Consider the following 24,444-nt stretch of genomic DNA (forward strand, 5'->3'; position numbering starts at 1 on the left):
AAATAGCAAGAATTTATTTCTAAACTATAATGTCATTATTAAATTATTTTATTGGTTTATATTCTAAATGGAAATGAAAGTCTGGAAATTTCTTTGGCAAACGGGTTAATTTATATGTCATAATTCCTATTGAAATTCTATCAAGCCAAGACGACATTGGCCAACCGAAGTGAATATGTATTTGTTTTTCGTTATGAAGTTCATAGTAAATTGTTTCGAGTAAACCATATATCATATCTATCAGACTTGTACGGTCTTGTAAAGAAATCCAATAATTACTTGTGTATTTATTTTCAGGTTTTTCAGTTCGTGGCGAATAAAAAAAGATACTTAGCTCATTTCGTGATGTGTTTACATTATTATCTTCTTGAGGGCGTTTAAAATAAATATGTACAATTTCTTCTGGAATTTCAGCTATTCTAAATACTATATCCATTGGTGAATCTGAAAGTCTTCTTCGAGGAATTTCTGGAGCGCGGGTTTTTGAAATTTTTATTCCTGCTAAGAGTACAAATGTTGAAATAACAAGCCATAACAACGTTCCATATGGACGATGAACAACTATATATATAAAAGTACTGAGAAGAATAATAAATAAAATCAGTGTGCCCAATCTTGATGTATGTGCAGTAATTTCTTTTCTGCCATAAGAATAGCGATACTTCAGTAATGAACCAGTATTGATACAAAAACTTGCAACTAAACCTACAGCATACATTTCTGCCAATATTGCTTGACTTCCACTTGTAACAATTAATATCAGAGTATAAAAAGCAGCATTAATAATATGAATTCTATACAAGGCTTGTCTTTTGTTTAATTTTATTAACCAAGCATAATTATATTTTTCAGCAATCTTTTCAATTAATTCTGCCGAAGCTACCATAGCCGTATTTACTGCCATTATAAGAGTTACTGAGGCCATAATACTTACAACCACACCAAAAAAGTGACCATTTGTTATACTTGCAAAAGTTGGAATTAAATCTGTTTCGTGCTTTAAAACTGGAACTTTAGATGTTAATGCAAAGAGAGCAATTAGAGGAGTAACAATACCTACTGTAAAGGCAAGAAACAAATAAGCTTTTCTGATGTCATGCCAGCTTTTGACTAAAGAAGCAGTTTGAAGAACCGATTCGATTCCTGAATATGCAAGAATACAACTACCAACACCTATTATAAGATTTGAGTATGAATGAAAAATACTGCCGCTTGTAAAATCTCCCGTAAATTGTTTAAGTCCATTTCTCAAAGTTTCGAGTGATGTATTATCAAAGTTGAATAAACCTCCCAAAAGTAAATTAATTAAAACAAAAGCTGCAAAGATAAAAATTCCAAAAGTAAATTTGGCATTCTCTCGAATTCCTAATATGTTAATAGCTGCGATAAACCAAACAACAAAAAACATGATTATATATTTTACTTCATAGCCAAATCCTAAAAATGTAGTACCATTCTCTACAGCGCTAACAGTAGAAATTGTTGCAGTAAGTGTATAATCAACTAGAATAGAAGAAATGGCAACAAAAGATACCGTAGGACCAAGCGATAAATAAGAAAAAGAAAATACTCCGCCTCCTCTCATACCATGTTTTTCAAGTATCTCTGAAATTTCAACCATCCTCGTTGAAAGGAATCTTATTAACAAAGAAGTAAGAGCAATATAAACGATAGCTTTCATTCCAATAAATCTGAATGCTTCAAATGGAGCATAATAAATTGAAGTCAATTCATCCATCAAAGTTATTATACCTACAGCAAGCCAGGTAAGCCACCACTTGCCTCCTTCAAAAAATGAAAGTAGATTTTTCTTTCTTATCAAATAAATGAATGTTGCAATCAAAATAAAGTTCATTAATAAACTAATAAACATGTTCATCGTTTCAATTCTTAACAAAATTATAAATGTTGTTTTTGGGGAAGAAGGGTTATAGTCCCCTTCAAGATTGTGGTTTGATTAAGCCTGTGGTAACATAATAAAATACAAGAGTTACCTTCTGTATCTGTATTATTTTTTGATGATTCTATGAAAGTCACTGTTATTATGAAGTTTTACAACTTCCGAATATTATCCAAAAATCATATCGTAAACCAGATAACCAAGAATGTATAACACACTAATACCTAAGATTCCCATTAAAAAGTAAAATGCAAAATCATGAAGTTTCTTTTTTTCCTGTATTTGTTCCATAATTTGTCCTTATTCAAAAAATTTCTAAAAAAAGCACTGCAATACATAGCATTTTATTAAAAAAAATCCAAATCAAATTTTGCGAATAATTAAAAAAGTTCAAAACATAATAAAGCCAAATGATTTTAATGATAACAAATTGCTCTTGCTTCTTAAATTAAAGCAAGAGCAATTCTTAAAAAAGATTAAAATAAATCATCAATTGACAAATATCTTTCGCCTGTATCGTAATTGAAAGTCAGTATTCTTTTTCCTTCTGGTATCTCACTTAATTTTTTATTTACAGCGGCAAGAGATGCACCTGAAGAAATTCCTACAAATAATCCTTCATCTTTTGCTGCGCGGCGTGCAAATTCGAATGCTTCTTCTTTTGTAATTTGAATTACTCCATCTATCAACGATGTATCAAATATTTTAGGGATAAAACCGGCTCCAATACCCTGAATTGGATGCGGACCGGGTTGTCCTCCGGAAATAACAGGCGAAGCTGCTGGTTCGACTGCAAAAACTTTAATGTGCGGAAATTTTTCCTTTAGTACTTTTGCTACTCCTGTAATATGTCCACCCGTACCAACTCCAGTAATTAAATAATCAAAACCATCGGGGAAATCATTTAAAATTTCCTGAGCAGTTGTTTTAATATGAATATCAACATTAGAAGGGTTCTCAAATTGTTGTGGTATCCATACTTTTGGATTATTAGCAGCAATTTCCTGAGCTTTTGCAATTGCACCTTTCATCCCAAGTTCTCGTGGTGTTAATTCAAATTCAGCTCCAAATGCTGCCATAATTTTTCTTCTTTCAATTGACATTGATTCTGGCATAACAAGAATTAACTTGTAACCTTTTACAGCAGCAACCATTGCCAGTCCAATTCCAGTATTTCCAGATGTAGGTTCTACAATTATACTGTCGGGTTTTAAGATTCCTTTCATTTCTGCATCTTCAATCATTGAAAGAGCAATTCTATCCTTAATACTCGCTCCAGGATTAGATCTCTCCAATTTGACCCATACCTCATGTTTATTACCAAAAAGTTTATTTATTCTAAGGTGAGGCGTATTTCCAATTAATTCAAGAACATTTTGTGCTTTCATTATATTTCTCCTGTTTTTATTAAATGACAAAGTCTAATGTATTTTCAAATTCTTTTGTTCTTCTTACTCGCACTTCACTTTTGTTATAGACAATTGAATTAGGTGGAATACTTTGAGTTATCCATGAATTTCCACCAATTATGCTGTTACTGCCTATAACTGTATTGCCACCCAGAATTACTGCTTGAGAATAAATTACAACATCATCTTCAATTGTAGGATGACGTTTTGTTTGAGCTAAACTTTTATCGACACTTAATGCACCAAGAGTAACACCTTGATAAAGTTTAACATTTTTTCCAATTACTGTAGTTTCCCCAATTACTATTCCAGTTCCGTGATCAATGAAAAATGGTGAATCAATAGTTGCTCCTGGGTGTATATCAATTCCAGTAATTTGATGCGCATGTTCGGTCAAAATTCTAGGTATAATAGGAACTTTTAATAAATAGAGTTCATGAGCAATTCTATAAATTACAATTGCCATAAAACCAGGATAAGCTAATATTACTTCATCAACACTTTCTGCAGCTGGGTCTCCCTGGTAAATAAATTCTGCATCTGCCCAGAGCATACTATGTATATTAGGAAGTTTTAAAATGAATTTTTCTGCTGCTTCTTCGACATTTTCAGGGGCTAACCCATTCAATAACTTAATCAATTGAATTAAATCTCTCTTTAGAAGTTGAAGTTTTGAAATAATATCTTCTTCTGTGTAATAAACTTTATTTGAAAAGTGAGGGAATAAAAAATCAATTAATCCATTAAGATACTCTATTGCTTCTGTCTTTAACGACGCAGTGCAAAAATGTGTTTGCCTTTTTGTTAACAGTTCTTCAGCAAAACTAATTAGATTATTCCTGTTTAAAGTTCCCATTTTCATTCCTCTTAAAAAATTAAAAAATTATTAAAAAAGAATTGAAGGCTGATAATGAAATCAGCAACAATATAGTAATAAGAAGCAACAGATGCAGCTATGATGATATGAAGTATCTGAGATGGTATTGTTAGTGTTTAATAAAAGAATTTTCATCTTAGAAAATTTTCTTAATTGCATATGCAAAAATGCATTTCTAATAAAAAAAGTTCAACATTGAAAAAATAAAAAAAGCGGCTCAATTAAAGCCGCTCAGTTGTAGCAAATAAATCTTTATTATTTGACAACTTTTACATCTTGAGCCTGGGGTCCTTTTGGTCCTTCTCCAACAGTAAATTCAACCTTTTGACCCTTCTCAAGGCTTTTGTATCCTTCAGCTTGAATTGAAGAGAAATGAACGAATACATCACCGCCTTGACTGCGCTCAATAAAACCGTAACCCTTTGCAGCATTAAACCACTTTACGGTTCCGTTTTCACGCTCTGCCATTTGTAAAACTCCTTTAAAAATGTTACTGATACTGCTGCAAAGCAGAACACTCAAATAGATTTTATTGCCCCCGGCAAAAAATATATCAGAGCATCTGCTCTACACTGCTAAGTTAATAAATAAAATTTGTAAAACAAAAAAATCTTTGAGTGTTTATTGAGTCCCTTTAAGCATAAAGGCAATTTGTGCTGCCTGTTTTTGATTATATTCAAATGCAATTCGTTTGTAATTGATAAGGTCAATTATAGTTCCAATTAAACATATACCCCCAGTAAGTAAATACAAAATTCCCATACCTATCTGGTCAGTAAGAAATCTTTGAACTCCTGCAATCCCAAGAAAACCTACAAGTGTTACAAGTAAAATTGTTTGTGGATCTCTTCTTCTTGCACGATAAATATTTGCGAATTGCTGTGCCTCTTTGTCGTCATAATTTTTAATTAGGTTAGCAATGTAAATTTGTTCTTCACCCATTATTTCAGGCATTAATTCATATACGTTCGGCATAAATTCTCCTTTTGATTAAAATTATTAATTGTTCTTTTAATTAAAATAATTATTCTGTATGATATTAATATTAAAGCTGATATTCCAAGCGGGTGAGTATGTAATGAATTTATGAAATCCAGATGATAAATAAATGAAATCGATTTTCCCAAACCACAACCAGGACAAAAATTAATACCGATATTATGAAATGGGCATAGTGTAAAATGTTGTTCTTTATATGGATTTATAAATATTAAATATATGAGTCCAGATAACCAGAATATTCCTTCCCACTCAATTTTTCTTATACAATCTTTCAGAAATAGTTTATTATTCATTTAACTACAGTATTAATTGTTTGCCACATTAGTCGTTTTAAATTGAATTTCGTTTTGTGTGAATATTTTTTATTCACACAAGTAAATAATTTTATTTCCTCAAATAGATATTTTCAATTACATCAACTTTCACATTATCATAATTTACTATGCTCAGTTTATTAATCTCGCCTACTATTTCAAGATTTCTTGAATTTATTTCATCAGCAATTTTTTTACAGAATTTTGCATCAATATTATTTGCTATTCCGATATGAGGAATGAAAGGTATGTCAAGTCGAAGATGTTTTTCAATTGGGCCTGTATAAAGTGCATCGTGGAGTTTTACAAAAATTCTATAACCTTCTTCTGGAATTAAAAACACATCTGTATAATCACTGAATGAATCTTTCACTATTTGGGCACATCGTATTACGAAATAAAACACCCCAAATTTTTTCGAGACCGTTTTTACGTGCCTGCTCAGTTCATCTGCAGAAATACCTAACAATGGAAAGACTAATGTAAAATGCGGTTCGACAATATTATAATATCGTTCATCATATTTTTCTCTAATGGATTGAATCCATTTATAATCTTTTTGATCAATCCCGGGAAATGCTAATACTAAAAGTGACATTTTTATATAAGATATCTTTCTTTAATTACATTACAATGATGAAGTGCATGTCCGGCAATTATATAAGCTAATGCTCTCACTGTAATATTTTGCCCGTTAATAATTCCTGTTCTCGAATACATTTCTTCTTTCATTCCTTTCAACATCAAAATTGTAGATTTTCTCAAAAGTATAAATTCATTAAGAATATCTTTTAATTTAAGAGAGGAATAATTTGATTCTTCTATAAATAAATTTTCATCAAATGTAACAAGTTGATTTGGGTCGTTTCGAGATACTCTTAATATTCTGCATGAATAAATTCTTTCACTATCAATAAGATGACCAAGCACTTCTTTTATGCTCCATTTCTTTTCTGCGTATCGAAAATTAGATTTTTCTTCGTCAATTGAATTGAAAAGATTTTCTACTTCCTGTAATTGTGTTTCCAGTATTTCTAAAATATTTTCAGAATCAATTAAATCTACATATTGCTTATAATAAGTCGGATATTCATTTGTATCAGGCTTCATAATTTCTTGACCTCCTTTTAAATTTCATTTAGCCGAAAATTAAAACTTAGGCAAAAAATATCCTTTACTTGCAAGATAAGATTTATGTATTTCTATTAAATCTTTTATTGCTTCAATACAAATTACTTTTGTAATACCAGTTCTTAATATTTGTTCTCTTTCAACATAAAGTTCTCCTTTATATGGCATCATTGGATTAAAGTCGAGATTTCTATCTTTAGTCAAAGGATGAACAGTATATTGAAAATCTGCTGGTACAGATTTAACGAGACCAACAAGTTCAAAGTTTGGAGCACCATCACGAATGGCTAATACAATTCCACCGCTTGAACCTCTGTTAAATACTGCATCAATCAAAAATGTATTTTTTTCTTTGCTTGAAATACTTACCAGAGCTTTTGTAACCATCTTTAAATTCATTGGATAACTAAAAACATAAACAAAATTTCCCCATTCAAGCTCCGAAGATTTTCCCCATGGATAATTAAATACAGAAACATTCAGTAATTCTGTTTGCAATATTTTTTTGCCCAGCAGAGCCACATCAATATTTTTGTCTATCAATACAATTTCAAGTTCACTACCCGATGGCAAATCAGGAATATAATTAGTTTGACGAGTTTTAATCGAAATACTTTGAACAAAATTTGAAGTGCTTCCATCCTGATTAATGAAATAAGAAATTAATGTATCTTCAAATGAAACCACATGAGCTACTGTAAGAAAAAGTATTTTATCCTGACCTTTATAAATTAAAGTTGCAGTTCCAGAAGCTGTTCTATTGAAATAAACTTTTTGAACGGCTTTTCTTTCGATATCAATTTTTTTTAATTCTTCAACAGTTATAAAAGAACTTGAATCAAAAACATAACTTGTATAAAAAGCTATGCTGTTAATTAATCTGATGCAATCACTAATCTCTTCGAGCTGTTTAGATGCATTTGTGTAAGGGAATTCACTGTCGTATCTGCCATCTGCTACAGGAGAATTTATTCTTTCAAAAATTGACCTTGACGAACAAGATGTAAATACAAAAGCCAGAAGAATCAAAATAATATTTAATAATTCAGGTCTCACTTTATCCAAAGGATGAAAATTTCTCGAAGTGATAATAAATAATCTTATAGAAAAATAATAGTCCCGTAAACAACTCCATATTCATATCTAAAACTAAGATTGCTTTTTACAAAAACAAATTTATTAGTTTATTCTTAATACTTCATATAAGTTTATTTATGTGATATAAAAAATTAATACAATTTGATTTTATCAATTTCTTAAGGGTTCAATCCTGTGTGACATTCAACGCACAGCATTTTTTTCCATTTATCGCCAACATCATTTCCAGGATGTCTAAACTCAAGTTCTGAATTTATAGAAGCAATCTGCAAATTATTTGAGGGTCCCTGTGAATTAATTGTATGACATAAATTACAATCCTTTTTAATTACTTTCCCCTCACTTGACTTATGATTATCATTGTGACATCTAAAGCAACCAATAAATTCAAGATGACCAATGTTATTTGGATAGACATCCCATCTAACTTTCATTTCAGGAAAAATATTTTTCTTAAACCCTTCCTGTATTCCTTTAATTGCTTTATCTATCATTTCTTTTTTTGTTGTATATATTTCCGGATAATTATCTTTATAAAATGTATTAATATAATGTGATATTTCTTTCATTGCGGAATCTGTCGAAGAAAAATTATTACTCAAAACATCCATAGCAGCAAATTTTATTTGAGGAAGTTCACGTGGAATAACATTAGCTGTAATTGCATCATTTATAAAAATTGCTGGTGGTTTATAATTATGTGATGGGCGATTATGGCAGTCCATGCAATCCATCACTCTTGTTTCTAATGAATCTAAAATTCTTTTATCAATTTTTCCTTTTCCATCTTCATAAACAAAAACTTCTCCTGTTTTAAGATTAGTATATTTTACCCATGGAATTTTTTCGCGTTTAGAATCAAGTGCTTTATATTCGATTTTAATATTTGGATTGATATGCCAGTGAATACCTTCTTCCAGACCAAGAGCACTAACCTGAGAACCAATTTTCATTGTCAATGTTATATCCCATTCAGTATTGTTCTTATCATTCAAATAATGCTTTTCAACTCTCAGCTTTCTTGAATAAAACTTTTGAGGCCAATGACATTCTTCACATGTTTCTCTTGCCGGTCTTAAATTTTTTATTGGTGTTTCAATTGGTTTGGGTACTGTTCCGAGAGTTACTGCATAAACCTGATATAATCCGGACAATTTAGAACGAACATACCAGCTTGCACCTGTGCCGACATGACATTCAACGCATGCAACTCTTGCATGTGGTGAATTCTGATATGCAGTATATTCGGGTTTCATTACAGAGTGGCACAATTTACCACAAAATTCAACTGACTCGGTAAAATGAAATGCTTCATAACTTCCTACTGCAGAAGCAAGGAGAAAAATTGAGGTGCCAACAGAAAAAATTACAAATGCATTTCTATGTCGTATATCATTAAAATCAATTACAGGCCATTCTTTTTTATCCTTTTGAATATTTAATCTTTCCCTTCTAACTTTTACCCACATGCCAACAGGAATTAATATCAAACCAAAAATTAAAACTGCAGGCAAGGCAATATATATTACCAGACCAAGATATGAATTATCCTTCCCAAAAATCGAACTAACTACAAATAAAAATACTATCATAAAAAAACTTATAAGAGCAATTGTAGCTCCAACCAAAGATATCCAGTTTTGCGTTGAGTGTGGTAATTTTATTTTCATATTTTTCTCTCGATTTATAATCTTAATATACTGTTAAATTAAGAAATGATATTATCATAAGAAAAATATTTTATTAAAAATAAAGTTGCTAAATTGTATAATTAAAAGAGATTAAAAACTTCACTGATGGGAAAATACTTTTTGAATAATAATTATGAAATAATTATAGCCCTTGTTTCTGTATTTCTTACTGTCTTTTTATTCATAGCATTTAACGTTGTAAAACGAAGAAAAAAAATTGAGCAGGATTTGAGCATCAGACTTGAGCAATTGAACATTTTAAATGAAAATTTGATGGAAGAAATTCGTATGAGAAAAGAAGCAGAAGAGAAATTAATTAAATATACTGTAGAACTAAAAAATATTAATGCTGCAAAGGATAGATTTTACTCAGTTATTTCTCACGATTTGAAAAATCCTTTTCAAGGACTACTAAGTTATGCTGATTTACTCTACGAAGAATTTGATTCGCTCCCAGATGACACAAAAAAAGAAATTGTTAAAGGAATAAGAAATCAATCAAAAAAAATTTATGAACTATTAATAAATCTGCTTGAATGGACAAAATTGCAATCGGATAAAATTATAATTGAACCAATAAAAATTAATCTTCGCAATAAAGTTAATGAAATACTTAATCTTCATGGTGCAAGTGCTACAATAAAAAATATTAAATTGAAAAATGAAATAGATTCAAATGCTATTATTTTTGTTGATGAATACATTTTAAATACTGTTTTGAACAATTTAATCAGCAATGCCATTAAATTTACAGAAGAAGGAGGAACTGTAACCATCAATTCTCTTTTCAGTTCTGATGGAGTTGAAATTACTGTGCAGGATACAGGAATTGGAATTTCTTCTGATGACATTCAAAAATTATTCAAACCTGATACTCATTTCTCAACAAAAGGGACTTATTCTGAAAGTGGAACAGGTCTGGGTTTACTCTTATGCAAAGAAATGATTGAGAAACATGGCGGCAATATTTCTGTTGAAAGCAAATTAAATGAGGGAAGTATATTTAAAGTCTTCTTCCCAAAAAAATAAAAATTGATTTTAACCAAAAATGAAAAAAACTCTGAAATATTTTGCACTTAACAAACCTTATGGTGTCCTTTCACAGTTTACAGACAAACATGGAAGAAGAACATTAAAATCGCTTTATAATTTCCCTAAAGATGTTTATCCCGTTGGAAGATTAGATATGGACAGTGAAGGATTATTGCTTTTAACTAATGATAAATTTTTAACCAATTACTTATTAAATCCCAAAAACAAACACGAAAAAGAATATTTTGTTCAGGTCGAGGGAATTCCAACATCAGAATCACTTCAAAAACTTAGAGATGGTGTAGAAATAGAAGGCAAAAAAACTCTTCCTGCAAAAGTAAAAATAATAGAAGAACCTGACTTCCCTCCAAGAATTCCTCCAATTAGAGAAAGAAAAAATATTCCAACATCATGGATTAGCATTACATTAATTGAAGGCAGAAATAGACAGGTTAGAAAAATGACTGCTGCTGTTGGATTTCCTACATTGCGTCTTGTTCGAGTTAGAATAAAAAATATTTTGCTTGGAGACTTAAAATTTGGTGAAGTAAGAGAATTAACTAAAAACGAAATTGAAGGGTTGTTCAAATAATCTTGAGGCTGTCTCATCAGTTCAATTATATATGTTATTAGTAAAGGAAAAACAAAATCTTAAATGCAGTTATCAATTTTAGCTATAACATTTTCATATTCTGAACTTTTGAAACAACCCCAAGATTTTATAAATCTTTTCAAGAAAAAAATTTATAACCTGAAATTACATCCCAGATAAAAGGTTCTGCCCAATGTTCCGTAATACAATACTTCTTCATAATCTTTATTAAATAAATTTTCTATTTTTCCATAAATATCAACATTATTTAACAATTTATATGTTGCCGAAACATTTACAACAGAATAATCACTCATTGTTACTCTTTTTGCAGGATAGAACGAAAAATCTTTGTCATCTCGTTTACCGACATATTTTAATGATGAACTCAATAAAATTTTATCATTCAATCGATATCCAATGCTCAAATAAAACTGATGTTTTGGTCGTCTCAGCAATTGCTGATTATAATCACTGCTGTTTTTGTATTCATCTTTAGTTTCGTTATAAGTATAATTTACATTAAATGAAATTCCATTTAAATCTGATAAAGTTGAATAAATTTCTAATCCCTTTGAAGAAGCTTTTGCAATATTAACAGTTTTAAAATTCGCATCATATCCAAACATGTCGGTTAAATTTAGATTGAAATATGTTATACCAAAAGAAAATTTACTATTCATTAAAAATTGTTCAATACCGAACTCCCAGCCTCTGCTTTTCTCAGGTTTTAAATCTGGATTACCAAAAAGAGGGTCAAACAAATAATACAACGAAGGAGCTTTAAAACCAGAACCATAACTCATCTTCAATTTTGTATTTGTTGAATGAAAATAATAAGCAGGTGCAAATCTGAAAGTAGTGATAGTTCCATATTTTTCATTCTTATCAATGCGAATTCCTATTGATGTGAATAAAGAATTTGCAAGATTAAATTGGTTTTGAAAATAAATTCCAGTTGTGCGTATTGATTTTTCAGGGAATACACTCTCATAAGGTCCCCAATCCGATGTGCTAAAATAACTTGTGTTTGCTTTTTCTAATTCTGATTCAATTCCAATTGTTATCAAATTATTTTTGATAAAATAAAAATTATTTTGCCAGCCAAATCTTATTCTCTCTGAGTGATTATAGCTATTAGATGAAGAATTAGGTCTTATCTCATCAACATCATCTTTTGTTTTGGCTGTTCTTTTAACAAATGCGGCAGAAATAAACTGTTCCCACATTTTATCGAACAAATAATTTTTCAGTTCAGCTTTATATAACTGTTCTTCAACATTGTAATTATAATTCGGGTCATCGCCATTTTTTTCGTTGTGGTCCAAGTCAGTTTTTAACTTCGAGTATTTATAAAGAAGATTTATTCCCAAATTTTCGAGGAAGTTAAAATTGAGTTTTGATGTTAGAGAATTATTATCGAATCCATCGCTTTCAGAATTTCCATATTTTGAATTGCTTGCAGAAATTCCTTTGCTTCCTATTTTAGCAGCAGAAATATAATAATCAATAATTCCATAATTTCCATTTAACGAAGCATTTCCTTTATAAAATGAATTTGAGCCTCCTTCAAGTGAAAGAGAATAATTTTTATTTTTATTTAATCCTTTTGTAATAATATTAATTACACCTGCGATGGCATCTGAGCCATAAAGTGTACTTTGTGGACCTCTAACAATTTCAATTTTCTCAATATCAGATGTATTTAATATTGAAAAGTCAAAAGCATTATTTGGAGAAGAAGCATCGTTAACTTTAACTCCATCAATAAATACAAGAGTATGATTAGAATTTGCTCCTCTCATAAAAAGATTAGCAATTTTTCCCTGACCACCCTGCTGAATTATTGATAATCCAGGAACTTCTCTTAAAACATCAACAACTGTGTTATAATGTTTTTGAGAGATTTCTTCTGATGTTATAACTGTAACTGAAGTTGCAATTGAGTAATAAGGTGTTTCAGTTCTGTTGGCTGTAACTACAACTTCCGATAAAGTTGTTTTAAGAGTATCAGTTTGTGCAAATACAAAAAGACTATAAAAAAATAGAATGATGAATAAAAAATTTTTCATAGAAGTTACTCCTTTTTTGTTAAACAAATTTTAGTTGTTAAAAAGTTGTAACTTCGTGGGTTGATAAGTTTGAATGATATTACGATATGTTAACTCGTAAATCAAACCTCACCCGCGAAGGTTGATTTATTAAACTGGAACTTGCGGCAGGTCTCCTGGCTTGAGATATCGTTTAACGCCTTCCCACCTTCCTCTGCAGGCAGTGGCATAATGTTAAACGACTTTTACATCTCTCACAGTTGCGGGGCAGCACCGGACTTTCACCGGTTTCCCTATTAAGTCCTAACGGACACCGCAAACTTTATAGAACGACATTTCTAAGATATAAAATATTTTCGTTTATCTAAAAAAATTTTTTGATGACAATTTTTTGTACTTACAAAACTAATCTAAAAGCCTATTAACAAAGATTGATTTCGAATTTTTAAATGAATTTACTATTTCTCAACTTTATTCATTTACTTTTTCAGTTCCATTCATAATTCTATAATTATTTAATCAATTCAAAATTTTCTTTCTAAATAAAATTTTTATAAACTCAATACTCATAATCAGTATAATCTTTATATAATTTTCCCTTTGTTATTAAATATTTTCTCTTTGAAAAAGATACTTAATAAACTTATCTTAAATAGTGCTTATATAATTTTTGGTGTAAAACTGTGGCTCCTCTAACTCGTACGGAATATTTCATTTCGACTCTTACCAAACAAAATTACTTTATAACATTATTCAAAATATAGGAGAATATTAATGGGCTGGTTTTTAAATGCATTAAACTCCTCAATTGGTAAAAAAATTCTTATGGCTGTGACCGGGGTTTGTCTTATGTTATTTTTAATTATCCATTTAATCAATAACCTCTCACTTTTTGGTGGGCCCCAGATTTTTAATACAGTCGTAAAAAATCTTGATACAATAAAACCATTAGTGCGAGTCATTGAAGTAATTTTACTCTTAATCTTTGTATTTCATATTTATGATGGAATAAGATTATGGTATGAAAATAAAAAAGCTCGTCCGGTGAAATATAAGATTAATGCTTCTTCAGAAAATACAAATATTTTTTCGCGCACAATGATTTGGAGCGGAAGCATAATTTTTATTTTTCTAATTATTCATTTAAAAACATTCTGGATAGCATTTAATTTTGGTCACCCTTTAGCATTAAGTCATAATTATTATCAAATTTTAGTAGAAGCCTTTAGCAATCCGGTTTATTCATTGTTTTATGTTATTGCAATGATTTTATTGGGATTTCATCTTATGCATGGTTTTCAAAGTGCATTTCAAACTTTCGGTTGGAACAATAGAAAATATTTTCCAATTATTCAGAAGTTAGGGTTGATTTATACTTTGATTATGGTAATTGGATTTTCTTCAATACCAATTTACTTTTTATTTTTTTACGGAGGTAACTAATGATAAAATTAGATTCAAAAGTTCCGGAAGGTCCTATTCAGGATAAATGGGAAAATCATAAATTTAATATGAAACTTGTCAGTCCTGCAAACAAACGTAAATATGAAATTATAGTTGTAGGGACAGGACTTGCGGGTGCCTCAGCAGCTGCTTCGTTAGGAGAACTTGGTTACAATGTAAAAGTATTTACATTCCATGATAGTGCCAGAAGAGCGCATAGTATTGCAGCACAGGGCGGTATTAACGCAGCTAAAAATTATCAAAACGATGGTGATTCTGTTTATAGACTTTTTTATGATACAATTAAAGGTGGTGACTTTCGTGCTCGCGAAGCAAATGTTTATAGACTGGCAGAAGTTAGTGGAAATATTATTGACCAGTGTGTAGCTCAAGGTGTTCCTTTTGCTCGTGAATATGGCGGTATGCTCGATAATCGTTCTTTTGGCGGTGCATTGGTATCAAGAACTTTTTATGCAAAAGGTCAAACAGGTCAGCAGCTTCTCCTCGGTGCTTATTCAGCAATGAATAGACAAATCAATTTAGGGAATGTTAAACTTTACACACGCCGCGAAATGCTTGACATTGTTGTAATTGATGGAGTTGCAAGAGGAATTGTTGTTAGAAATCTTTTAACCGGCGAAATTGAAAAATATTCTGCTCATGCTGTAATTCTTGCCACAGGTGGTTATTCAAATGTCTTCTTCTTATCTACTAATGCTATGAATTGTAATGCAACAGCAATATGGCGTGCACATAAAAGAGGTGCGGCTTTCGCTAACCCATGCTTTACTCAGATTCATCCAACCTGTTTGCCTTTGCATGGTGATATTCAATCAAAATTGACTTTAATGAGCGAAAGCTTACGAAATGATGGCAGAATCTGGGTTTCAAAATTTAAAGGAGATATGCGTCATCCAAATGATATTCCTGAAGAAGAACGTGACTATTTCCTTGAAAGAAAATATCCAACCTATGGAAATCTTGCACCCCGCGATATTTCATCAAGAGCTGCTAAAGAAGTTGTAGATGAAGGTCGTGGCGCTCAAGGACAAGAAGCAGTCTATCTTGATTTCAGAGATGCTATAAATAGACTCGGAAAAAAAGTTATTGAAGAACGTTATGGAAATTTATTCGAAATATATCAAACTATAACCGGGGAAAACCCTTATGAAGTACCAATGAAAATTTATCCAGCACCACATTATACTATGGGTGGACTCTGGGTAGATTATAATTTAATGAGTACAATTCCTGGTTTGTTTGTTGCAGGCGAAGCAAATTTTTCTGACCATGGAGCAAATCGACTCGGTGCAAGTGCTCTTATGCAAGGTTTAGCTGATGGTTATTTTATTCTCCCTTATACAATTGGAAACTATTTAGCAAGCGAAAAACCTTCACTTATTAAAACTGACCACCCTGAATTTGATAAAGTCAAAAATGAAATAGAAGATTTTGTTCATAAACTTTTATCTATTAAAGGAAAAAGAACTGTTGATAGCATTCATAAACAATTAGGCAGAATAATGTGGGATAAAGTTGGAATGGCAAGAAGTGAACAAGGTTTGAAAGAAGCAATTAAAGAAATTAGAGAGCTTAGAGAAGAATTCTGGAAAAATGTTAACGTTGTGGGAAGTGCAAATGATCTTAACCAATGTTTGGAAAGAGCAGGCAGAGTTGCAGATTATCTTGAATTAGCAGAATTGATGGCAATTGATGCTTTACATCGAAATGAATCTTGTGGTGCACACTTTAGAGTAGAATATCAAACAGAAGAAGGTGAAGCTAAAAGAAATGATGAAGAATTTGCCTATGTAGCTGCATGGGAATTCAAAGAAGTCGGTAAATGGGAATTGAACAAAGAGCCATTAATATTTGAAACAGTACAATTAGCAACAAGAAGTTATAAGTAATTAAATAAAAGTTTGGAATTAAGGGGTAAAAAAATGAACGAGAAAAAATTAAACCTAACATTAAAAATCTGGCGTCAAGCAGGACCACATGCTGCCGGAAGTTTTGTTGAATATAAAGTTTCTGTTTCACCCGATTCTTCATTCCTTGAAATGCTTGATGAATTGAATAACGAACTCGAAAGCAAAAATCTAGAACCAATTGCATTTGAAAGTGATTGTCGTGAAGGAATATGCGGAACTTGTGGAATTGTTATTAATGGTCATCCCCATGGACCGATACCTCGAATTGCTACATGTCAATTGCATATGAGGAATTTTAAAGATGGGGATACAATTTGGGTTGAACCATACAGAGCCAAAGCATTTCCAGTAATAAAAGATTTAATAGTTGACCGTTCAGCTTTAGATAGAATTATGGAAGCTGGTGGATTTATTTCGATTAATACAGGAAGTGCCCCTGATGGAAATGCAATTCCAATCCCAAAAGATGTAGCTTCAGAAGCAATGGATTCTGCAACTTGTATTGGCTGCGGTGCTTGCGTAGCTGCATGTAAAAACGCTTCGGCAATGTTGTTTGTAAGTGCCAAAGTTTCTCATCTTGCATTACTGCCTCAAGGTCAACCTGAACGGTATAGAAGAGTTCAAGCAATGGTAAAGAAAATGGATGAATTAGGATTTGGGGCTTGTTCAAATACTTATGCCTGCGAAGCTGAATGCCCAAAAGGAATTTCAATTAGAAATATTGCTCGCATGAATCGTGAATATGTTAAGGCTAAATTAAAATCGGAAGAAGTGGAAGCTTAGATACTTATAAATCCCGACAAATTTTGTCGGGATTTTTTTTAACCTTTTTGGTATTATTGAGAAGCTTTATTGTGAAATTATTTCTGGGGAACTCAACTCAATCATGTTCGAACGAGAAATAAAATTTATTTATGACTTTAATCTTAACAAGGTGAGCAAGCTTGGCCCATATTTTACTTTCGAACAATTATCCAAATTGGATTTGCATCCGGCAATATTAAATTATATCTCGGCTGAAATTGATTATATTATTTTTGAAGATAGACAAAAACTTCTAAGAGATTCAATATTCGATTACTCGGGAGAAAAAATCGCTTATTACTTTTCTCTTATCAATGATGAAATAAAAAAAACAAAAAGACTTTCCTTTGAATATATCTCAAAATTAATTCTGCATGCTTCTTCCTTCACAATCAATTATCTGGTTCGACCTAAATGGACACTTAAAAAATTTATTTACGATGAGGGTGAACACAGAACCTCTGGAGAAATCAAACAAATCTTAAATTATGTTTATTACTATAATTATCTAAAAAAAATTTTGATTTCATACATCAATTCAAAAAAAATCCTTTCTTTGAATCTTCAAGAATTCGAAGAACTTCTTGACAAAATTGATAAAATAGGTGTTGAAACAAATCTCAATAATATTTTATCAACTGCTCTTAACTCGATGGCAGATTTTTTCAATATCGGCGAACTTCAAAAAAATAAAATTCCACTTCAGGCAATAGAGCTTTTTCTTGAAGAAAAAAATTTAGAACAGCATTTAAGAAGACTCCGAATTGCATTTGGTGAAGATTCAACAATTAAATGCAGCATAAATGATATACAAAAAGAATTTAATGCTATTTTAACTGAAGAAAAACAACTTGAAGAAGCTGAGCGACCAAAGCCTGAAACTATTGAAGAACCAATCGAATCTATAGACGAAATTAAAATTAAAGAACCCGAAGAAAATATTTATGAAGAAGATTCTTTTGAAGAAGATATAATTGAATTAGAAAATACTGAAGTTAATATCGAAGAAGAATTAAACCAAGAAAGTGAGGATATCCAGAAATCTGAAGAATTAGAAAGTGAAAATTTATCTGAAGCTGAAAAAAATGAAGAGGAAATACAAATCACTTATAAACCACAAAAATTTAGAATAAGAGTTGACAAAGACAACGAGATTGAACCTATTGACGAATCAGAAGAAGAAATAGAAAATCAAGAAGGAGATGAGGAACAACAAGATGAATCTACTGCACAAGAAGAAGAAGTTACAATCTCAACTAAATTTTTTGATAATAAAAATTTGATAAAAGATGAACCAGAAGAATTGTCAAATGAAGAAGATGAATTCGAAAAAGAAAAAAATAAAATTGAAGAAGAAGCTGATAATCACGATACACTTGAATCTATTTTTAAAATTGCTGATGAAACAATTTATTCAGAAGAAAAAAGTTATGAGCCTGATTTAAATGAAACCATAAAAAAAAATTTATCTGAGGAAAACAAGAAAAAAACTAAATCAATTAATATAAACGAACTCTTAGAAGACAAAGAAATAACAAAAATAATTGAAACCATATTTGATTATGACATTGAAGATTTTTCAAACATTCTTGAATTAATTTCAAATAGCAATTCAATTGAAGAAGCTAATCAAATTATTGACAATGCACTTTTAAATCGTAATCTCAGTTCCAATTCAAAAGAAGCTGAACAATTCAAATCAATTATCTCGGAATATTTTAAGAGCTCACAATAATATGTTTATAGATTACGCAAAAATTTATGTAAAAGCCGGTAAAGGGGGCAATGGAGCAGTTGCATTTAGAAGAGAAAAATATGTACCAAAAGGAGGACCAGCCGGTGGTAATGGCGGTAATGGCGGCAATGTAATTTTTGTTGCCGATAAAAATTTAAACACACTTCTTGATGTTAGATACAAAAGAAAATATATCGCACAGAATGGTCAACCCGGTGGCTCATCTCTTAAAGATGGAAAAAATGGTAAAGATATTTTTATTAAAGTTCCCGTTGGAACTGTAATTAAAGACGCTGAAACTGAAGAAGTTCTTTGCGACCTCGACAAAGATGGAAAAACTTTCCTTGCAGCTAAAGGTGGTAAAGGTGGAAAAGGAAATGCAAACTTTGCAACCCCTACAAATCAAACACCAAGATATGCAGAACCTGGCAAAGAAGGAGAAGAAAAAAATTTAATACTCGAATTAAAATTAATTGCTGATGTAGGTTTGGTTGGATTTCCAAATGTTGGCAAATCAACCTTGATTTCTGTTATATCAGAAGCAAAACCAAAAATAGCAGATTATCCCTTCACCACACTCGAACCAAATCTTGGAATCGTTCGTTATAAAGATTTTCAAAGTTTTACTGTAGCCGATATACCTGGAATAATTGAAGGAGCTCACAAAGGTAAAGGTCTTGGATTAAAATTTTTGCGTCATATCGAAAGAACAAAAATTTTGTTAATAATGATTGACATTACTTCTGAAAATTATCAAAAAGATTATAAAACCTTGATAAGTGAACTTGAAAAATATTCTAAAGTCTTAAGCAAAAAGAAGCGCATAATCGGATTTTCTAAAGCAGACTTAGCTGATGATTCAACTATTAGAAAAATTAAAAAGAAAAAAATTGATGATAACATTCCTGTTGTTGTTTTTTCTGCTGTAAGTGGTTTTGGCATTCAAGAACTTTTAGATGAATTATGGAAACAACTTCAAGATTAACTTTAGGCGGATTTATTTTCCGAATCCTAATTTTATCTTTCATTTTGTTAATCACATCATTAATTTGTTTATCAATAGGAAGCGTAAAGATTAATATTATTGACATTTTCTCAATTCTTTTTAATAATCAAGATAATTTTTTATCTCAAATAATTTTAGAGATAAGATTACCCCGAATTCTTTATGCAATTATGGTTGGCGGAGGTTTATCAATTGCTGGTGCTGTATTTCAATCTTTATTGATGAATCCTTTGGCCGAACCTTACATTCTTGGCATTTCAAGTGGCGGAACATTTGGAGCAATTCTATCTTTCATCTTAGGATTATCTTTTATCGGAACTCAATTTCTTGCTTTTGCAGGCTCGCTATCTGTTATGTTAATAGTTTTCATATTGGGAAGAAGATTTGGAGAACTTGAACCAAATGTTCTTTTACTTTCGGGCATTATGGTTGGTGCTTTTTTCTCTGCTGCAATTTTATTAATGATGACTTTAATGAACGATTCTCTTAGAACAGCTATTTTCTGGTTAATAGGCAATTTATCATTAGCAGAAAAAAACAATCTCATTTTTGTTATCCCTGTTACAATTTTAACTTCAGGAATTTTAATTCTTTTATCAAACAAGTTTAATGTTATAAGTCTTGGTTCGGATTATGCAAAACAACTGGGAATTAATACAAAACTTCTTCGAAATTCATCTTACATTCTAACCAGCATTATGATTGGAACGCTTGTTTCCGTAAGCGGAATTATTGGATTTGTAGGATTATTAATTCCACATATTTGCAGAATAATTTTTGGTAATGATAACAGAATCGTATTTACTTCGTCATTTTTTATTGGAGCATCATACTTAACAATTGCAGACACAATTGCTAGAACAATTATCTCACCTGCCGAATTACCAGTCGGAGCTATTACTGCGTTGATAGGTGCCCCTGTTTTTATTTATCTACTTAAGAAGAGATTTAACTCAACAAATCAGTGAGGATAAATTATGAAGATAAAAAAATTAAAAGTCTGGATACTTGCAATAATTTTCATTTCTGCTTGCTCTACTGGCATTAATATATTCACAGACAATGATGAGGTTAATTTAGGCAAACAGTTTGATTCAGAAATTCGAAAGAATACAAAAGAATATCCAATTTATGATAATCAAGAAGTAAAAGAATACATTGATAAAAATATTTTTCGTGAAATATTGAAATCACCTGAAATTAAAAAGCGTGATGTATATAATTATCAAATAGAAATAATTAAGAACGACAGTATATTAAATGCATTTGCACTACCTGGCGGTTACATTTACTTATATACTGGTTTATTAAAATATCTTGATTCAGAAGCAGCTCTTGCTGGTGTAATTGGCCATGAAATTGCACATGTTGAAAGAAGACATGCAACACAAAGAATAACAGCTTCATATGGAATATCAATTATATTAAGTATTGCACTTGGTGAAAATCCATCTCAATTAGCTGAACTGGCAGCAAATTTATTTTCTGGTTTAGCACTTCTTGCAAACAGCAGAGCCAATGAAGATGAAAGTGATGAATATTCAATTAAATATCTTAGCTCAACAAGATTTTATCCCGGTGCAGTAAAATTCTTTTTTGAAAAACTTAGAGATGATGGATTAGTTTCACAATCAAGTTCTAAAATTGCAACTTTTCTTTCAACTCATCCTGACCCACTGGATAGAATTAACACAACAGAGAATAGACTAAAAGCCCTGGGCATTACAATATTAAATTATAAACATGATGGAGAAAGTATTTTCAAAGAATCTTATAAGCAAAATATTTTAAATAAACTGAATTAATCTGGTATAAAAATAATTATTCAATCCATCTGAAAGAATAAATTTTTTTACGGTGTTTTAAAGAAAAATTATAAACAAAGATAAAGGTGGAAAAATATTTGGGTTAGTCTTCATTATCATCATTTATTAAAAGAAAAAATATTTTTAGCAATTCAAAATGATAGAAAAGATATGAGTATAAGTAAATATTGGAAATTTGATTAACTTAGATAATAGTGACGCTATCAGGTTAGTTTTTGGCAATATCTGGCTATCTTTGTTTTCATTCCTTTAACTATATTAATTTTAGAATTATTCACTTAGATATTCCCATACACTCATTCACCTATAAAAATCAGGTGTTATATGAAAAAATTATTATTCTTATTATTCGTTAATTTTATTTTAGTTACATCGTTAATTTCTCAATCAATCTCATTTAAGACATATATAAATCCTGTTATTCCCGGCGATCATCCAGACCCTACATTAACAAAAATTGGAAAATATTTTTATACTTCTGGTTCTTCATTTAATCCAACACCAAAAATTTATCGTTCAACGGATTTAGTTCATTGGGAAGTAATTGCACAGCCAGTTTCTGCTTCATGGTCTGACTATGGTGATAGTCCAGGCGGAGGAATTTGGGGCGGACACATGGTTTATTACAATGGAAAATACTGGCATTTCTTCGGAAGAGGTGGGGGAAGTATGTATTTTGTTACAGCGGATAAACCTGAAGGTCCATGGAGTTCTCCAACTCGAATGCGAGTCCCTTCAGGTATGACTGAAGGTTTAGGAGTAGATAATTCTATTTTTATTGATGAAGATACCGGCAAATGGTATTTGCTTACAAAAGCAGGAGAACCTAATAATCACATTGTAGAATTAGGTAATGATGGTCAACCAACAGGAAAAGTTTTTGATTTGACATGGCTGAATCCACCTCCATACCCATACGGCTGGGCTGAAGGCCCAGTTATGTGGAAATACAAAGGTTATTATTACTATAGTTTTGCACAACATCTTGTTGGTGCACAATATGTAATGCGCAGTGATACTTTAACAGATGATAAATCTAAATGGACAATAATTGGTACAAATATTTTTACCGGTCCAAGATATTTCTATAATACTCCCAATCATATTTCTCCAGCTGTTCTGCTCGATGATAGTACAAGCTGGGTTATTGCACATAGCTATCATGGAAACAGTCTCTGGTATGCTCAGGGAAGACAAGGTTTACTTTGTCAGGTAAAATATAACGAGCAAGGATTTCCAGTAATTCAATATCCATCTAATAATGGTGTTGAAGCTCCTAAACTTCCAAGCAGTGGAATCCCTTGGGCAGTACCGCATTCTGACTTTTTTGATTCTGAAAAACTTAATCCTGAATGGTCTTTCTTAGGTTATACATCTTCAAATACATACTCACTTACTGAAAGACCGGGATGGTTAAGACTTTCGCCAAAAAGCAGCACTAAGCCAAATACAATTATTAAAAATGATGGAGAACATAATTATTCTTTAATAACAAAATTAGATTTTAATCCATCATCAACTTCTCACGAAGCAGGTTTGTGGATAATCAATGGCCCTCAAACTCTTACTGTTAAAGTATACAGCACAGTAAATTCCAATGGGAAAAAAGTTTTAGCCTTTAGTTTTGACAAAACTTATTACGAAGTTGAAAATAACATTGGAAATATTGTATGGCTGAAATTAATTCGTGATGAACATTTTATGTCAGGTTATTACAGTGAAGATGGTAATAACTGGAAACAAATTGGACAGGGAATTGATGCAACAGCAATCGACAGAGAACAAACACAATACAATAATTTTACTGGCAATAAACAGGGTCTTTATGTAAAAGGTAAAGAAGCATATTTTGACCTTTACATTTATAGAGATGCTTATACAAAAATTACAGCTCAAAATCCTGCAAATTATCTTGGTGTAAGTCCAATGAGTAACTATTTAAGCAGTATTCATAATAATGATTGGGCAATGTATGCCGGAGTAGAATTTGGCAGCAGTAACTACAAAAAAACTCCTGACTCAATTGAAATATCAGCATCGAGTTATACTACAGGTGGAACAGTTGAAGTCTGGCTTGATTCAATTGATACTGGATTAAAAATTGCAGAATGCAAAATTGAGAACACTGGAAGCTGGAATAATTATCAAATTTTTACATCAAAAGTTAATTCAACAATAAGTGGTAATCACGATTTATATTTTAAGTTTGTAGGTGCCGGTACAGACCAGCTTTTTAGAATAAACTGGTTTAGATTTTCAAATGCTTATGATACTCTAACATCTGTTAAAGAATATGGTGAAAGTTCTTTCAAAAATTATCAGCTCTATCAAAATTATCCAAATCCATTTAATAATAGCACTAATATTAGTTTCTTTATCCCCTATGATTCAAATGTCTCATTAAAAATTTATGATTTGCTTGGAAGAGAAGTAACTACATTATTATCAGAAAAGTTAATTTCAGGTAATTATTCACTCAAATGGGATGCAAGTAATTATTCAGGAGGTGTATATTTTTATCAATTAAAAGCTAATAACTATATTGACACAAAGAAACTTATTTTATTAAAATAATCTTATGAAGATACTTCAAATAATATAA

The 24,444-nt window shown here is 30.9% G+C and carries 22 protein-coding genes and 1 riboswitch; of the genes, 10 read left to right on the plus strand and 12 right to left on the minus strand.

All coding sequences use genetic code 11. The features are described 5' to 3' along the window. Positions 1-43 precede the first annotated feature (43 nt). From VJY32_RS11865 to VJY32_RS11915, 11 genes are all read right to left on the minus strand, one after another. Positions 44-1,879 (minus strand): APC family permease, encoded by a 1,836-nt coding sequence (locus tag VJY32_RS11865; protein ID WP_353678133.1) that lies wholly within the window; start codon positions 1,877-1,879, stop codon positions 44-46. 189 nt (positions 1,880-2,068) lie between these two features. Next, a complete protein-coding gene (locus tag VJY32_RS11870; protein ID WP_353678134.1) occupies positions 2,069-2,191 on the minus strand; it encodes a hypothetical protein in 123 nt (40 codons plus the stop codon). Between the two features lie 185 nt (positions 2,192-2,376). Next, a complete protein-coding gene (cysK, locus tag VJY32_RS11875; protein WP_353678135.1) occupies positions 2,377-3,288 on the minus strand; it encodes a cysteine synthase A in 912 nt (303 codons plus the stop codon). Positions 3,289-3,307: 19 nt separating this feature from the next. Beyond that, a complete protein-coding gene (gene epsC / locus VJY32_RS11880) occupies positions 3,308-4,165 on the minus strand; it encodes a serine O-acetyltransferase EpsC (RefSeq protein ID WP_353678136.1) in 858 nt (285 codons plus the stop codon). A 276-nt stretch (positions 4,166-4,441) separates the two neighbouring features. Continuing rightward, positions 4,442-4,654: a cold-shock protein gene (locus VJY32_RS11885; RefSeq protein ID WP_353678137.1), complete on the minus strand. Its 213-nt coding sequence runs from the start codon at positions 4,652-4,654 to the stop codon at positions 4,442-4,444. Between the two features lie 153 nt (positions 4,655-4,807). Continuing rightward, positions 4,808-5,161 (minus strand): TM2 domain-containing protein, encoded by a 354-nt coding sequence (locus VJY32_RS11890; RefSeq protein ID WP_353678138.1) that lies wholly within the window; start codon positions 5,159-5,161, stop codon positions 4,808-4,810. Further along, positions 5,140-5,481, minus strand: a complete 342-nt coding sequence (locus VJY32_RS11895; protein ID WP_353678139.1) for a DUF2752 domain-containing protein — start codon at positions 5,479-5,481, stop codon at positions 5,140-5,142. The genes VJY32_RS11890 and VJY32_RS11895 overlap by 22 nt, the downstream gene beginning before the upstream one ends. A gap of 91 nt (positions 5,482-5,572) precedes the next feature. Next, the gene (locus VJY32_RS11900) at positions 5,573-6,100 is read right to left on the minus strand and encodes a 2'-5' RNA ligase family protein (RefSeq protein WP_353678140.1); all 528 of its coding nucleotides are present in this window, start codon (positions 6,098-6,100) and stop codon (positions 5,573-5,575) included. A 2-nt stretch (positions 6,101-6,102) separates the two neighbouring features. Beyond that, positions 6,103-6,612, minus strand: a complete 510-nt coding sequence (locus tag VJY32_RS11905; protein WP_353678141.1) for a DinB family protein — start codon at positions 6,610-6,612, stop codon at positions 6,103-6,105. 39 nt (positions 6,613-6,651) lie between these two features. Next, positions 6,652-7,689 (minus strand): S1 family peptidase, encoded by a 1,038-nt coding sequence (locus VJY32_RS11910; protein WP_353678194.1) that lies wholly within the window; start codon positions 7,687-7,689, stop codon positions 6,652-6,654. A gap of 200 nt (positions 7,690-7,889) precedes the next feature. Continuing rightward, a complete protein-coding gene (locus tag VJY32_RS11915) occupies positions 7,890-9,401 on the minus strand; it encodes a cytochrome c3 family protein (protein ID WP_353678142.1) in 1,512 nt (503 codons plus the stop codon). 126 nt (positions 9,402-9,527) lie between these two features. Here VJY32_RS11915 and VJY32_RS11920 point away from each other — a divergent pair, with 126 nt between their 5' ends. Together VJY32_RS11920 and VJY32_RS11925 are read left to right on the plus strand one after the other, a co-directional pair. Then, positions 9,528-10,451, plus strand: a complete 924-nt coding sequence (locus tag VJY32_RS11920) for a sensor histidine kinase (protein ID WP_353678143.1) — start codon at positions 9,528-9,530, stop codon at positions 10,449-10,451. 19 nt (positions 10,452-10,470) lie between these two features. Next, entirely contained in the window at positions 10,471-11,046 is a 576-nt protein-coding gene (locus tag VJY32_RS11925) for a pseudouridine synthase (RefSeq protein WP_353678144.1), read from the plus strand. Between the two features lie 152 nt (positions 11,047-11,198). On the opposite strand, the gene VJY32_RS11930 is transcribed toward VJY32_RS11925, so the two are convergent. Next, positions 11,199-13,118, minus strand: a complete 1,920-nt coding sequence (locus tag VJY32_RS11930) for a TonB-dependent receptor plug domain-containing protein (RefSeq protein ID WP_353678145.1) — start codon at positions 13,116-13,118, stop codon at positions 11,199-11,201. A gap of 128 nt (positions 13,119-13,246) precedes the next feature. Further along, positions 13,247-13,430: riboswitch (cobalamin riboswitch) on the minus strand. Positions 13,431-13,871: 441 nt separating this feature from the next. On the opposite strand from VJY32_RS11930, the gene VJY32_RS11935 reads away from it, so the two are divergent. From VJY32_RS11935 to VJY32_RS11970, 8 genes are all read left to right on the plus strand, one after another. Beyond that, positions 13,872-14,540: a succinate dehydrogenase cytochrome b subunit gene (locus VJY32_RS11935; protein ID WP_353678146.1), complete on the plus strand. Its 669-nt coding sequence runs from the start codon at positions 13,872-13,874 to the stop codon at positions 14,538-14,540. Positions 14,541-14,542: 2 nt separating this feature from the next. Beyond that, complete coding sequence (locus tag VJY32_RS11940; protein ID WP_353678195.1) at positions 14,543-16,450, plus strand: fumarate reductase/succinate dehydrogenase flavoprotein subunit; 1,908 nt, start codon at positions 14,543-14,545, stop codon at positions 16,448-16,450. 33 nt (positions 16,451-16,483) lie between these two features. Next, on the plus strand, positions 16,484-17,254 hold the full coding sequence (locus tag VJY32_RS11945; RefSeq protein WP_353678147.1) for a succinate dehydrogenase/fumarate reductase iron-sulfur subunit: 771 nt from the start codon (positions 16,484-16,486) through the stop codon (positions 17,252-17,254). Between the two features lie 103 nt (positions 17,255-17,357). Further along, the gene (locus VJY32_RS11950) at positions 17,358-19,010 is read left to right on the plus strand and encodes a ring-infected erythrocyte surface antigen domain-containing protein (RefSeq protein ID WP_353678148.1); all 1,653 of its coding nucleotides are present in this window, start codon (positions 17,358-17,360) and stop codon (positions 19,008-19,010) included. A 1-nt stretch (position 19,011) separates the two neighbouring features. Then, on the plus strand, positions 19,012-19,995 hold the full coding sequence (obgE, locus tag VJY32_RS11955) for a GTPase ObgE (protein ID WP_353678149.1): 984 nt from the start codon (positions 19,012-19,014) through the stop codon (positions 19,993-19,995). Further along, the gene (locus tag VJY32_RS11960; protein WP_353678150.1) at positions 19,974-20,984 is read left to right on the plus strand and encodes a FecCD family ABC transporter permease; all 1,011 of its coding nucleotides are present in this window, start codon (positions 19,974-19,976) and stop codon (positions 20,982-20,984) included. The genes obgE and VJY32_RS11960 overlap by 22 nt, the downstream gene beginning before the upstream one ends. 9 nt (positions 20,985-20,993) lie before the next feature. Next, on the plus strand, positions 20,994-21,821 hold the full coding sequence (locus tag VJY32_RS11965) for a M48 family metalloprotease (RefSeq protein WP_353678151.1): 828 nt from the start codon (positions 20,994-20,996) through the stop codon (positions 21,819-21,821). A 345-nt stretch (positions 21,822-22,166) separates the two neighbouring features. Continuing rightward, the gene (locus VJY32_RS11970) at positions 22,167-24,416 is read left to right on the plus strand and encodes a family 43 glycosylhydrolase (protein ID WP_353678152.1); all 2,250 of its coding nucleotides are present in this window, start codon (positions 22,167-22,169) and stop codon (positions 24,414-24,416) included. Positions 24,417-24,444: the final 28 nt, after the last annotated feature.

The sequence above is a fragment of the Rosettibacter primus genome, from assembly GCF_036860675.1.
GTDB lineage: Bacteria > Bacteroidota > Ignavibacteria > Ignavibacteriales > Melioribacteraceae > Rosettibacter > Rosettibacter primus.